General features: G+C 68.8%; 9 protein-coding genes and 1 pseudogene. 4 read left to right on the forward strand and 6 right to left on the reverse strand.

The genetic code is table 11. The features are described from left to right. A pseudogene (locus tag VD972_RS26970) lies at positions 1-1,528 on the reverse strand (hypothetical protein); the annotation flags it as partial. Positions 1,529-1,999: 471 nt separating this feature from the next. On the opposite strand from VD972_RS26970, the gene VD972_RS26975 reads away from it, so the two are divergent. Further along, positions 2,000-2,194 carry a hypothetical protein gene (locus tag VD972_RS26975; RefSeq protein WP_324991621.1) on the forward strand — a complete coding sequence of 65 codons (195 nt, stop codon included), beginning with the start codon at positions 2,000-2,002 and terminating at the stop codon, positions 2,192-2,194. 921 nt (positions 2,195-3,115) lie between these two features. Here VD972_RS26975 and VD972_RS26980 read toward each other — a convergent pair. Then, a complete protein-coding gene (locus VD972_RS26980; RefSeq protein WP_324991622.1) occupies positions 3,116-4,684 on the reverse strand; it encodes a mucoidy inhibitor MuiA family protein in 1,569 nt (522 codons plus the stop codon). A gap of 11 nt (positions 4,685-4,695) precedes the next feature. Beyond that, a complete protein-coding gene (locus VD972_RS26985; RefSeq protein ID WP_324991623.1) occupies positions 4,696-6,678 on the reverse strand; it encodes a DUF4139 domain-containing protein in 1,983 nt (660 codons plus the stop codon). A 307-nt stretch (positions 6,679-6,985) separates the two neighbouring features. Here VD972_RS26985 and VD972_RS26990 point away from each other — a divergent pair, with 307 nt between their 5' ends. Both VD972_RS26990 and VD972_RS26995 read left to right on the forward strand, forming a co-directional pair. Further along, positions 6,986-8,182 (forward strand): D-Ala-D-Ala carboxypeptidase family metallohydrolase, encoded by a 1,197-nt coding sequence (locus tag VD972_RS26990; RefSeq protein WP_324991624.1) that lies wholly within the window; start codon positions 6,986-6,988, stop codon positions 8,180-8,182. Between the two features lie 21 nt (positions 8,183-8,203). After that, complete coding sequence (locus VD972_RS26995; protein WP_324991625.1) at positions 8,204-9,328, forward strand: hypothetical protein; 1,125 nt, start codon at positions 8,204-8,206, stop codon at positions 9,326-9,328. Here VD972_RS26995 and VD972_RS27000 read toward each other — a convergent pair whose 3' ends face one another. Then, positions 9,329-9,853, reverse strand: coding sequence for a metal-dependent hydrolase (locus VD972_RS27000; protein WP_324991626.1), 525 nt, complete (start codon positions 9,851-9,853; stop codon positions 9,329-9,331). A gap of 128 nt (positions 9,854-9,981) precedes the next feature. Then, positions 9,982-11,010 (reverse strand): polysaccharide lyase, encoded by a 1,029-nt coding sequence (locus VD972_RS27005; RefSeq protein ID WP_324991627.1) that lies wholly within the window; start codon positions 11,008-11,010, stop codon positions 9,982-9,984. 437 nt (positions 11,011-11,447) lie between these two features. Between VD972_RS27005 and VD972_RS27010 the strand changes: the two genes are divergently transcribed. After that, positions 11,448-13,085, forward strand: a complete 1,638-nt coding sequence (locus VD972_RS27010) for an acyl-CoA synthetase (protein ID WP_324991628.1) — start codon at positions 11,448-11,450, stop codon at positions 13,083-13,085. Between the two features lie 39 nt (positions 13,086-13,124). On the opposite strand, the gene VD972_RS27015 is transcribed toward VD972_RS27010, so the two are convergent. Further along, positions 13,125-13,478: hypothetical protein (locus VD972_RS27015; RefSeq protein WP_324991629.1), on the reverse strand; the 354-nt coding region annotated here is incomplete at its 5' end.

Genomic DNA, 13,478 nt, shown 5'->3' on the forward strand with positions numbered 1-13,478 from the left:
GCTGCAGGTCGCCGATGAGCCGATGGACCCGCTCGATGGCATCACCGCGGGCTCGGTGGACGCGCGACTGCTCCTCTGGGGACAACACCACGGAGAGCCGCCCCAGTAGGTCTGGACGATCCTTACGGAAGAGGGCCGCACGGAGCTGGGCCATCGGCTTGGTCTCGGTGGACGCCTCGGGGCCCGAGAAAGGAAGCGCCAGAAGAATGGCGGATGCAAGGAGGTTGTCGGTGATCTCGTCCACCCGGACCACCCTACGGGATAGGCTGCCATCCAGCGCGCCGGCATCCAGGGTGCCAATCACGCCGAGAAGATCTGGACGCTCGATGATCTGCTGGGAGGTGAGCGCGAGGTGGTCCTCCTGAGGAGCCGTGTCGTTGATCAGGTGGGTCCGGAGGACCAGTCGGCAGAGCTCCTCATCGTCACGGCTCAGGGGCTCGCTGGCCAGCAGCTCCTGGGCCAGCGCCAACGGCGCCTGCACGTGGCTGGTCTCGGAGCGGGCAGACTGAGCCTCTTGGAGGCGACGCATCAGGTCGTTCACCGCCGAGGCATGATCCATGATCTTTTCCGCGGCACGATCCATCTTGCGCCGGTCGAAGCGCTTCACGCCCCGCCCTTCCGCGATCTTGGCGTGCTGCTGCTTGAACTTGCCGATGCCCTTCTGGAAAGCCGTGACATCCCAGTCCGCCTTGCCGCCTTTGGCGACCGGGAAGAGGACGTTGAGCGTGGGGGAGATTTCCTCGATGAACTCGCTCCAGGCCTCGCGGCAGTGGGTGTGCTCGATATTGCCGCCCGCCGCATTCCAGAGGCGGATGATCTCCTCGTGGAAGGAGATCCGCTCCGAGTGAAGCTTGCGGTTCAGCTCGGCGGGCGGCTCGGCCAGACTGGCCTCTCGCGCGGCGCGCAGGCGGGCGATGGGATTGAGCCCCCGGCGCCCCAGCTTAAGAAGGCCGAGGACAAGGTCCTTCATGGCCGGGGACTCGAAGCCCGCCAACTCCACCATGTCGGCCAACTGATCATCTTGGAAGAGCGGAAGGGAGGTGGGGGAGGGACGCACCGCCTCGAGAAAGATACGCACGCGCCAAGCGGGAGTGGGCTCAATGGAGAACGTGTTTGCGGAGCGATGGAGGCCCTCGCCGCGCAGGTCGTCCAGACCAGCAGACGACGAGTGGGGAGTGGTTATGATGTCAGCCAGCGCCTGGACGTCACGCGAGGCCACCAGTGGCGAGAGCCTCAACATCTCGGCGGCGGCCGCATGGATCCACAGCAGGGACAGATGACGGGCCTTGAGCTCCTTGCCCATTGCTTCCTGGAGCCGCTCGTCGAAGCTCCGCTCGTCGCGCCATGGCACTGGGCTGCACTTGCCGGACGGGTCCAACCACCAGGCAGCCCGAAACCGCTCGTACTGCTTCAAGTGCTCGGGGAAGGAGATGGCCGTCGGCGCGTCTCTGTCCACGAGGGCCACCGCCGCGGGAGTCTCGATGGGCGGGAGCGGTGCCAGCTCCGCCACGGGCAAAGGCGCGACCATCGTAGCGGAGGGCCCGGTCGCTTCGGCTGAGAGGAACTGGCGGTGGGGCTCCGGTGACGTCATCGCAGGAGCAGCCAGAGGAACGATGGAAGGTGGGAGTGGGAACTCGCTTGGCAGCTCCGAGAGAGCGACCACGCTTGACGAGTCCTGCGCGGAGATTTCCTGTCCCGTGACGGGGGACGGCAGGGAAACCTCCGCGGAGGCCGGAGGATTGGGCTTGGGTGAAGCGGAGGCCACGTGCGAAGCAGGGACCCAGTTGCTGAGGTCGACATCCTTGAGAAAGTTGGCGAGATGCGGGAGCGCGTGTTTCAGCTTCCCGAGTAGCTCCGATGCCTCTGGTTCCTGGAGCCCCCATGCCCAGTCCAGCCATTGCGAGACGTCCTCCGGTCCAGGCAGTGGTGCCGGCTGGTTCGATCCACCAGAGCGGGTGAGTTCCTCCCATGCCGAGTTCCGGAGGCCATCCATTGCGGCTTGGCGGGTGTTGAGTCGGTGGCGTACGGCCCCAGCATCCAGGATGGCTGCCAGCAGCTTCAGTCGTTCTCGCGGCGCTTCAATCTCCCGCTGATGGAGCAGGTGCGACAGGTTCGTGAGCATCGCATCCAGGGCCGAGCGATCCGCGGGGTCCTGGATCTCCACTCCCACTTCCTTCGCTACCGAGGCGACTAAGTTGCGGAGTCGCTCGCCCAACTGGCTCGCGGTATTCCAACGCTCCTGTACGGCTGCGAGATCAATCGGATTCGCTGCACGGAGGTCCTGAAGGTCCCGGTTAGACGCTTCATATAGCCGGTCGAGTTCGCTCAGCTTTTGCCGGTACTCGCTCTCGAAGTCTTGGCGCGTTCTCAAAGGGCCTCCATGCACACGCCGCACAGGATACCGCGTGCCAATTCAAACACTGCGAGTTTCACTTAACAGGCTGAACGTTGCGGCTCGCTCGCATTTACGACGGACAACCTGGTGGGGCGGCTACTCAAGCCTACTGGGAGGGGTCAACTCTTGGACCAACCAAAAAGGTCTCTAAATTCTTTGCGACCCTTCAGGTTAAGCTGAGGGCCATTCACTGATGAAAAGCACTGTCGGCTCCATCACCAGGAAGCGGCCCGCGCCCTGGACAGGGCTCACCTCGTACAGCCTGGGCACGGCGGGGGGGCCGATGATCCGCAGTGCCTCGGCCTCGCGCTCGATCAGGGCCGCGGCCAGGGGGGTTGCCGGGGTGGGGCACCTTGATGGCCACGAGCCCGTTGTTCGCGCTCCGGCGCGCGGCCAGCACGGTAGCAAAGCCGGCACGCGCGATGATGCGCTCGACGCGGTAGCCGGGGAACGAGAGCTCCGGGAGCACGGAACTCTCGAGAGGAGGAGCTGGGGCTTCCAAGGGAGCGGCCCCCTGGGGACAGAGGGTGTGGGTTCCCTCCCAGCGCCTCCCGCATGTCTGACAGCGGGGCACGGCCTGGACTCTACGTGTCCAGTCCCGCGCCTTCCATGGTGGGTACCCATTAGGTCAGGGACGACCCTGACCCTGGGACAACTCTCAGGGTATCCACGGCTCCACACTGCGTGGAACAACGGAGGCCCCGCGCTCCGTGAGGCGCATCACAGCCCGCCCGAGTCGTAGCTGGACGGCACGTCCACGTGGAAGATGAGCTCCACCGTGCGCTTCTCCGCCGGGGCCAGCTTGAGCTTCCAGCGGGTGATGCCGTCGGCCGCGTCGAGCGCATAGCCCGCCGTCGTCTTCTTCGCGTCCAGCTCCACCTTCACGTCGTCCAGCTCGGACACGGGGACGTGCTCGGCCACCTCCAGCTCCTCGGGGCTCTTGCGGTAGTTGGCCACCTCGAAGCGGTAGGCGTAGCGGAAGCGCCGCTTGCCGCCGAAGAAGCCCGAGTCCCTCGCCACCTCCTCCACCACGTGGCGCTCCACGCGCAGGCCCTCCTCGATGCCGAACGTGAGCTCGAAGGGCGCGCCCTGCGCCACGCGCTCCAGCGCCTGGCGGCCAAGGAAGCCCGTCTGGCGGAACACGTCCACTGCGCCCGTCAGCAGTGGGAAGGGAGCGGTGTTGGTGAGCCGGGCCACGCGGAACACCACCGGGTACAGCTTGGGGATGGTGCGCCAGGAGAAGGAGGCCTGGAGCCGCGTGCGCGCCACCCGCAGCCGCACCTCCGAGCCGTCCCCCGGCACGTCCGCCCGCTCCGGCACGGCGAGCTGCACGGAGAGCCCCTGGGCGGTGGCCCGCAGCGACTCTCCGCTGGAGGGAGTGGTCGCGCCTGTCTGCGCATGCTCCTTGTACTCCTCGCGCCGCACGAGCACCTTGCGCTCCTCCTTGCGCTCCTGGGCGTAGACCTGGAGGGGCCGCAGCTCCGGCGGCGTCGCGTTCTCATCCGGCACCGCGGTGGAGAGCACCAGCCGCGCTTCCTTCCAGTCCTCGCCGGAGGCCTGCTTCACGGTGGCGTAGGTGGCCAGCTCCACCGTCCGGCTCTGCTCGTCGGCGCGGGCCTCGTAGGCGGGCTGCCAGGAGGCACCACCCACCATATAGGTGAGCTCCACCCGGGCTTGTGTTCCGGCGGGGCAGTTCAGCCGCACCTCCACGCTCCGATCAGTGCGCGCGGAGGCCGCCATCGTGCGTGCCGCCTGAACGTTGACCTCGGCCAGGGCCCGCGAGGCGGTGCGCCACTTCGCCGCCTGGGCCTCCTGCTCGGAGGCCGCGCGCACGCGGGAGCCGAGGGCCGTGTCCAGCGCGGTGCTCCACGCGCGGGTGTCCGGCTTGGACTCGATGAACTCCCGGCGGATGCGCGCCAGGGCCACCTCGGTGAGGCTCGAGCCCAACCCATCGAGGGCCAGGGCGCGCGCGCGCGCATGCTCCAGGGCAGCAAGCTCCCGCTCCAGCTCCACGCGCTGCTTCTCCAGCCGCTCGCGCTCGGTGCCGTAGCGAGCCTGCCGCGTGCGCTCGGAGGCCAGCAGGCCCTCTACGGTGGCGCGCTCGGCGTGGGCCCGGAAACTGGCCGGGTCCGCCGCCGGCGGCAGCTCCTCGAAGCGCGCCAGGGTGTCACGGCCCGCGCACGTCACCGTCTGCGAGCGCGTCACCTGCGCGCGATCCGGGTAGACGACGACGGAGCTCACCGGCGAGGTGGCGGCGAGCACCCACAACGTCAGGGACAAAGTGTGCATGGCCCGCCTCCTTACTGGCTCTGGTGCATGCGCCAGCCCTTCGGGTGGCGCAGGGTGTACTCGAACGAGACCACCGTCTTGCCCGAGGCAGGCACGGTGAGCTCCCACTCCAGGGTCCCCTTCACCTGATCCTGTCGGGCAAAGGGCTCGGTGCGGACGAGCTTGATCTCCACGTCCTCGTCCCGGGTGAGCGGCCACTGATCGTGGATGCGCACCGGGAGCGGGAAGGCGTAGGGGTTGGCGACCTCGAGCGTGATGCGGTAGGTGGTCTCCTCGTCCTTGCCGAGGAAGCCCTTCTCCGCCTGCACGAGCGTCACGTTGCGCACTGGCCGAACCGCCCGGTCCACGCCGAGGGGAAGGGTGAAGCGCTCGCCCGGCGCCACGAGCTTCAGCGAGGCCGTCCCCGCGGGATCCGAGCCCACGAAGAGGCTCGCCTCGCCGCCGGGCAGCACCTGCTTGGAGGGGCTCTGCAGCTCCGCGACGAGGAAGGCATCCCGGGCGAGCGCGGGGAACAGCTTGCGCTCGGTCTTCACCGGCCAGGACTCGGTGAAGAGCGGAACGCGCCGCTCGCCGCCTCCACTGGGGACAGTCTCCCGGCGCGCGGAGGGGAAGGCCAGGTCATAGCCACCGGCGAGCGAGGCCGGCAGGCGCGGATCCACCGCCGGCCGCCGCCAGGCCGCGGGCGGCGCGAGCCCCACGCCGAAGGTCTCCGTGGGGACAGAAGGCCGACGGGAGAGGCTGCTGCTCTCGGTGGCGCCGGACACCACCACCATCTCCTCGGCAAAGGACTCGCTGATCTCGGACTCGTCGAAGTCCGAGGGAGGCGATGCGGGGGCAGGCTCTGGCCGCATGACAGGCTGTGGTCTCGAAGCCTTCTTTCCAGGGGGGCGCATTGCATCCACGGTGACGCCCGTGGTGGTGGAGCCCACATCGATGCTCGGAGGAACGCCTTCGACGGTGATCGCGCCGGTTGGGTCCCGCGAGAGGTCCGCGGCGTAGGACGTCGACTGCGAGGGCTCGGCGCCCTGCGCACGTGCGAGGAGGCGCTGGCGAAGCTGATCACTCTCCTTGGCCTCCGCGGGGAGCGGAGGGGGTAACGGCGGAGGCGGGCGGTAGGGCACGGTGAGCGGGGCGGGCGTGGGGATGAAGCGATCCCGCTGACCGATCTTCCAGGTGGTGAGCTTGGGCAGGGCGGTGGTAGTGGCGGGGATGGCGGTGCTGAGCGTGAGCGCCGCGTCCTGCCAGTCCTCACCGGTCTCCTGGCTCACGAGGCCGAAGAAGGACACCTGCACCCGGTTGGTCTCGGGGACGAGCTGCAGCTCGTAGCGCGGGAACCAGCGCGCGTTCCGGGTGACATAGGTGAGGGTGAGCTTCACCGGGCCGTTGCCCGAGAGCGTGGGTGCCACCTCCAGCCCGGGGCTCCGAGGGGCGCCGCCCAGCCGGTGGGCCTCCTGGAGCTGGCGCTCCCGCTCGCGCTCGAGCTCCTGCAGCCGCGCGTTGAGCTCGCGCAGCCGGGTCTGGAGCTTGCCGAGGGTGTCCACCAAGAAGGTGGTGGCCGTGTTCCATCCGGAGGGATCGAGCCGGGGGGGTGGGGCCTTGTCTCGGTCGGCGTCGGCTGGGGGCAGGGCGCGCAGGCCCTGGAGGTAGGAGAGCTGGGCGCTGACGGCCACCCGCTCAGCTTGGGTGCGAGCGAGCTGGTCGTCCAGCCGGTCCAGTGCATCCAGCACCTTGCGCGCCTCGGTGGCAATGAGGACCTCGGGGCTGACGGGGCGCAGGTCCACGCGGGCAACCTCGGCGCCCTCGGCCTCCACGCGGATGGAGGAGGAGTCCACTGCGCCTGCCAGCGTGGGCAGCTCCACGCGCAGGGAGCCCGAGACGGTGAGCTGCGCGGTGCGCACCACGCGCGCCTGATCGCTATAGAGGGTGACGGAGGTGATGGGCGCGTCGATGGCGGTCGCTATCGCCCCAACGCCCAGGAATCCCAGCAGGAGCATGCCGCCATCCTCGCAGCTTCGCGGGTGAAGTCACATTCCAGTAGCGCGCACTCCTTCCGCTGGGAGCCCCCGTTCCTACGGGGTGGTCCTCGGGTGGGAGACCATCCCCATCCCCCACCGTGGGGAGAGAACTCCGCGCCACGGGGGCTCCCGCCGTGAGGAGCCTGCCCTGGGAGGCAGGCTTGCGTCATGCAGTGCGCGGCGCACCGAGAGGCGCGTCCGCTCGTGGACGGTGCCGGCGCGAGGGCAGTGGAGGTGCGTCATCGGGGACGCACCTTGGGGATTCTCAGGATCGAGGTAACACGCCATGGAACTGGACCGAGCGAGGCGGCTCGCGTGGGTACTCTGCGTCGGCATCGTCGCTGGCTGCACGGGTGGAAAGCAGGAGGGCGGGACAGGGGGCAGCGGCCCATTGGCCGAGGACGAGGCTCAAGTTGGCGAGGGCCGGGGGCGGAAGGTGACTCTGGAGATCACCGAGGCCTTCACGAAGGGGACGGGCCAGGCGGTGCCTCGGACCTCCTTTCTCTCTCCCGAGGAGCAGATCACGGTGCGGGCCCGCCTGATCAACGCACCCAATGGGACGGAGGACCATATCCGCTGGACGGTGCGCCCCACGGGGAAGCACACCGGCCCCGCGGTGCCGGACGCCCACGAGGGCAAGGAGATCATCTTCCGAGGCAGCTCTTCGCTGCTGCGGGACGGCAGCCGTCAGCCCAACCCGCCGTTGGAGTACGAGGTGGTCGCCACCGCGACGGTGGAGGGGAAGACACTGGAGGCTCGCCTGCCTCCCACCACCTTCATTCGGCAGGACGAGCAGGACATCGTGCGCCAGGAGTACGCCGACTACGGGACGCTCTTCCGGCCGAGCCTCACCCAGATCTCCGTTCCCAGGAGCGCACTCCTCAACACGGGCAACTATGCCTTCATCGTCGAGGAGGACGAGGGGGGGCTGCAGGAGCTGCTCACCCAGGTGCAGAGCGAGGTGGATCGCATCCTCGGGGATGACGTGCAGGAGAAGCGGGTGGGGACCCGGAGGCTGAGGCCGGACACGGTGGTGGTCTCCCCGGGGCCCGCGGTGCTGGAGGCCGGGCCGCTCGGGGACACGAATCCCCAGGGGGATGACGTGTGCGGTGGCCCCGTGGTGAACGGTGCCTGCGCCGGGCCCATCCTCGCGGGGCGCAACGGCATCGCGGAGACGCGCGCCAACAACCGCACGGCCCGGGTGGAGGTGTCCAGGCTGGTGACGAGCGCCTTCCGCAACCCGCAGCGCAACCGGGCCATCGGCTCCCAGTCACTCAACAGCCGCCACACCCGAGGCCGGGCGCTGGATCTCGATCCGCGGGCCCTCTCGGTGCCCGGCAAGGACGCGCGGCAGCTCATGTGCATCCTCGAAGCCGCCGGAGATCGCGTCGTCGGTGAGGGCAACTCCTTCACCGAGCGGGGCGCAGCCACGTTCCTCGACTGCAACGACGTGACGGCAGATCACGTCCACATCCAGCGCTGAGGCGCGGGAGGAGCATCCACCATGAAAGCCTCTCACCTGTTCTGCGCCCTCGTGGCGCTGCTGCCCCTGTTGAGCTGGGGCCAGGCCTATCCGCGCCCACCATCCCGGCCTCCGCCAGCAGTTCGCCCTCCCACGACGGCCACGCCTCCCGCGGCGCCTCTGTCGGCTGCGGCGCGCGAGGCGGTGCAGCTCGCCCAGCAGGGCTGCCAGTCGGACGGCTACGACGCGGAGGTGTGCGAGCGAGCCATCTCCCGGCTCGAGGCGGCGGTGCGCGAGAACCCGTCGCAGCTCGACGTGCAGCTGGCGCTGGCCCAGGCATGCTGGAACCGCTCCTTCCAGGAGCGTGCGGACTCCCGCTCGCGCCAGAGCTGGCAGCAGCGCTCCAAGGACATCTACCAGCGGCTGGTGGATGGAAAGGTGAGCGATGCGCGACCGTATTACGAGCTGAGTGTCCGGCAGAAGGACCAAGGCCAGCGGGCAACGCTGCTGCGGCGGACGGTGGAGCTGAATCCGCGGCACCCTCGGGCGAACCAGGATCTGGCCTGGAGCATGCTCAAGCAGGGCCAGCCGGATGAGGCCTGGAGGGTGTACCAGCGGCACCTGGAGGTGAGCCCGGTGAAGGATCGGCAGGAGGCCCAGGAGAACCTGCGGTTCGCCGGAGCGATGGTCCGCGCCCAGCGGCCCCAGCAGGCGGCGCAGGTGCTGGAGACGGTGATGGAGCAGGTGAAGGACGAGCGCCGTGCCGAGCGCTGCCTGCTCCTGGAGTCCGCGGAGCCACGGCTGGTGGAGGCGCGGCCTACGGTGAGGCGACAGCTGCAGGAGCTGCGCCCCTACTGCACGAACACGGCGCACCTGGACCGGGCGGTGAACCTGGAGCAGCAGGGCCGCGTGGACGAGGCCGTCACGGAGCTGGAGCGGCAGGTGGACGCCAACCCCAAGCCGGAGGAGACATACGTGATGCTCGAGCGCCTCTACCTGCGCAAGGGGCAGCCGGAGAAGGCAGCGGAGGTGACGGCGCGCCACCTGCGCACAGAGCCGGACGCGCGCGAGAAGTGCGAGCGGTTCAGGCGGATCTCCCCGCACACGCTCCGGGCCATGGACGCGCAGACGCTGGAGGCCATGCGGCGGCAGTGCAGCGAGCGTTGATCAAGAGGACTCGCCGAGGAAGCGGCGCCGCAGCGTGCGAGTCACCTCTCCGTCCCAGCGGACGGAGAAGACCTCCACGAAGGTGCGGCGCCAGTGCAGGGCGCACGCCAAGCACGCCAGCGTGGCGGCCATCCCGATGACGGTGTTCTGCCAGGAGGCCAGGTTCCACTGCCCACTCCAGAACCACTCCTTCAGGGAGGTGGGCCAGTAGTAGTGGATGGGCCAGCCAGGACCGCTCCCGGCCAGATCGCACAGCAGGTGCAGGTGGAAGGCGGCGAGCGAGAGCAGGGCCACCCTCCCGCGTTGCCGCGCGAACGCCGTGCAGATTCCCATCGTGGCGAGTGCTGCCACGTACCCGTGGGTGAGGACGTGGTGATACTTCCCGTACAGGGCCTCTCCCCCCAGGAGCGTGAGCCCGTCCACATCGGGCGCCAGTCCCGCGAGGGTGACGAGGATGCGGTCACGCCGCTCGCGCAGGCTTTGGGCCATCAGCCAGGACAGCTCACCGTGAACGATGGGATTCATGGGGGAGGAGCATACCCGGGAGCCGCGGGCAGTAGTGCGCCAGGCGCCTGTTCGGAAACGTCGGGACTTTCAAAAACCCCCGACATTTCCGAACAGTGACTCAGCAGAGCGGCCCCAGGCGCGGGGACTCACCGGTTCCGCGCGCGGCGCCGGGCCAGCGCCTGCCGGCGCCGGGTGAGGAGGACCAGCGCGAGCATGGCTGCCGCTGCGGCCGCCGGCATGCCACCGCTGGCGGAGGCGCCGCATCCCATGGCGGGCTTGAGGCCACCGCGGGGCGCGTTCGGGTCAGCCGGCATGGTGGTCTGGGGCCCCGACGGAGGGGAGGGGGGCGGAGTCACACCGGGCGTGGGCGTGGTGGGAGGAGTCGGCAGCTCGATCGTGGGCGGAGCCGGCGCTGGCGGAGTCGGCGCGGGCGGAGTCGGCGCGGGCGGAGTCGGCTCCGGCGCGGGCGGCGGCGGCATCACGTCCTCCAGGCTCGTGCCCATGGTGAAGCCATCGTGATAGACGACGCCCACCTGCTCAATGGACTCATCCCGGTAGAGGCCGAGCTTCAGGTAGTTCTTCATTCCGCTGAACTGGGTGGCCGCCATCGTCTTGGGAACGACGAGCGTGCCGTCCTTGTACAGCTCAACGAAGCCCTGGCGGGGATCAGACGACCACTTCACGCGCAGCACGAAGTCTTGCCACTGCCCGCGCACCAGCGGGCTGCGCCAGATGATCTTGCCCTCGTCTCCTCCCGCACGCAGGCGCATCTCCTCACCCACCACAGAGAACACCAGGGGTGGCGCGCCACAGCAGCCATCGTGGTGCCACTGAGCGAAGACCTGCCACGTGTCCTCGGAAGGGTAGTCCTCGGGAAAGAGGGTGCTCCACTTGTAGAAGTACTCGGTCCCGGGGGCTTCCTCGGTCAGGTACACCACCTCGTTCCGGTTGCCGCTCGCGTTGATGGGGTCGTCCCCCTGGCGCACGGTGGCCTTCAGGGCGTAGCGGCCCTCACGCACAATGTCGGAGACAACCTGGAGCCGGTCCGAGGCCACACTCTGAGAGAGCGACCACTGCGAGAGGTTGCCAGGCTCGAAGTCTCCCTTCCACACAGGGGAGGCAGCGGCGATGGCTGGCAGAAGTAGGACAGGGACGAGCTGAAGGAAACGCTTCACTAAATCTCCTTTCGTTCCATGAGCCGCTCTCGGACAAATGGCGCAAAGGAACCCATCCCGGGCGCCAGGCCCCTCGTCCCGGCTGGGGGGGGCTCGCCAAGACCGCTTGCCATCAGGAAGTGGAGGCCTGGGGCTCCTTCCCTTCCTACCCACCGAGCGAGCCCGAAAGCCCTTTGATTTCAAGGGATGCGAAGCCGCAGGGGAATATGTAGGCAGGCACTTACAAGCCAGCGCCGCCCACGAATGCAGGCCGCTTGCTCTGCGTGCTGGCGCGTGAAGGTGCAGGGAAGGGCGAGCGGGATGAGGCGTGGCTGCCCGAGCAGTGTCCGGCACCCAGCCAAGGGAATGTTCGAGAGCAGGGGGAGCTTGGAAAAGCTCCGCCGCCTCGTGGAGGAGGCATGCCATGCTCGCCGCGGACCTGAGCGGGAGGGGTGGTCATGAAGCCTTCGTCCCCACGCAACATGAGTGACTATGAGGCCGTTCGCCGCTCCTTCCAGTGGGAGCGGCCGGAGCGCTTCAACTTCGCCGCGGATGTCATCGATCGCCATGCGAGGGAGCGGCCGGACGCGCTGGCGCTCCTCTGGTCCGATGAAGCCGGCCAGGAGCGGCGCTTCACCTTCTCGGAGCTGAAGCAGCACTCGCTCCATGCGGCGCAGTTCCTCTTGAGCCTGGGGATGCGGCGAGGAGACAGGGCCTTCATCCTCATGCCGCGGGTGCCGGAGTGGTGGTTCCTGGTGCTGGGCTGCATCCGTGCCGGCATCGTCTTCATGCCCGGCACGCCCATGCTCACGCCGAAGGACATCCGCTACCGGATCTTCGCCTCGGATGCGCAGGCCGTCATCACGGACGTGAGCTGCCTGGATCGCTTCGAGGGGCTGGTGGGGACAGGGCGGGTGGAGAACTGGATCTCCGTGGGAGACGCGCCCTCGCCGTGGGTCCGCTACGAGCAGGCCTCGGGGACGGGCACGCACGGGCTGTCCTTCGAGCCCACCCGGGCAGATGAGCCGATGCTGATCTACTTCACCTCCGGCACCACGGGCATGCCGAAGATGGTGCTCCACACCCAGGCGAGCTACGGCCTGGGGCACCAGGTGACGGGACGCTACTGGCTGGATCTCACGCCGGAGGACCGGCACCTGACGCTGTCGGACACGGGCTGGGCCAAGTGCGCCTGGGGCAAGCTCTTCGGGCCGTGGAGCCAGGGCGCGTGCAACGTCGTCTACGACTTCCGGGGGCGCTTCGATGCGGCGAAGGTGCTCCAGGTGCTGGAGCGGCAGAAGGTGACGACGTTCTGCGCGCCGCCCACGGCGTGGCGGGCCATCATCCTGCAAGAGCTGTCGAAGTTCGACCTGTCCTCCCTCCGCCACGCGGTGAGCGCGGGCGAGCCGCTGAACCCCGAGGTCATCGACACGTGGAAGCAGGCCACGGGGCTGCACATCCGCGAGGGCTACGGGCAGACGGAGACGGTGGTGGTGGTGGGCATGTTCCCGGGCGTGGAGCCGCGGCCGGGCTCCATGGGCAAGCCTTCGCCGGGCTTCACGGTGGAGGTCATCAACGAGCAAGGCCAGGAGGTGCCGGTGGGGCAGGAGGGAGACATCGCGGTGCAGGTGGCGCCGGAGCGCCCGGTGGGCCTGTTCCACGGCTACCTGAATGACGACGCGGCCAACGAGGCCTGCCGCCGCGGGGACTGGTACGTGACGGGGGATCGGGCGGTGAAGGACGCGGACGGCTACTTCTGGTTCGTGGGGCGGGCAGACGATGTCATCAAGACGTCGGGCTACCGGGTGGGGCCGTTCGAGGTGGAGTCGGCGCTGCTCGAGCACGTGGCAGTGGCGGAGTCGGCGGTCATTGGCGTGCCGGACGAGCGGATCGGCCAGCGCATCAAGGCGTATGTGGTGCTGGCGCCGGGGCACAAGGGCTCGCCGGAGCTGGCCATGGAGCTGCAGGAGCACGTGAAGCGGACGACGGCGCCGTACAAGTACCCGCGCGAGATCGAGTTCGTCGCCGAGCTGCCAAAGACGGTGAGCGGGAAGATCCGCCGCGCGGAGCTGCGAGGCGTGCTGAAGCCGTCGTGAGGACAGGGCTGGGCGTGGGCGAGCTCCCGTTGTCGGGGCTCATGAGATGAGGTGGCGCTCGGTCTCGTCCCGGTGCTTCTTGAGCAGGTGCGTGAAGGGGGTTCCGCCCGTGCCCTTCTCGCCTCGTGCGGCGGCCTGCTCCCTGGCTGGCTGGAGGATGTAGCGGGCCGACAGCTCCATGTGCCGCTGGCGGAAGTCCCGCAACAGCTCGATGCAGCCGTTGTAGGCCTCCACGAGTGCGGGCTCCCGGCGCGACAGGACGAAGTCCCGGACCGAAGGCCCTCCGTCCACCGACTCGATGAAGCGCAGGTGTTCTGGGGGCATGTAGCCGCGGAGCCGCACGAGGTACTCATGAAGCGAGCCCTCCGAGTGCCGCACGCCCAGCACCGCATC

It is taken from the genome of Hyalangium sp., from assembly GCF_035629615.1.
Taxonomy (GTDB): Bacteria; Myxococcota; Myxococcia; order Myxococcales; family Myxococcaceae; genus Hyalangium.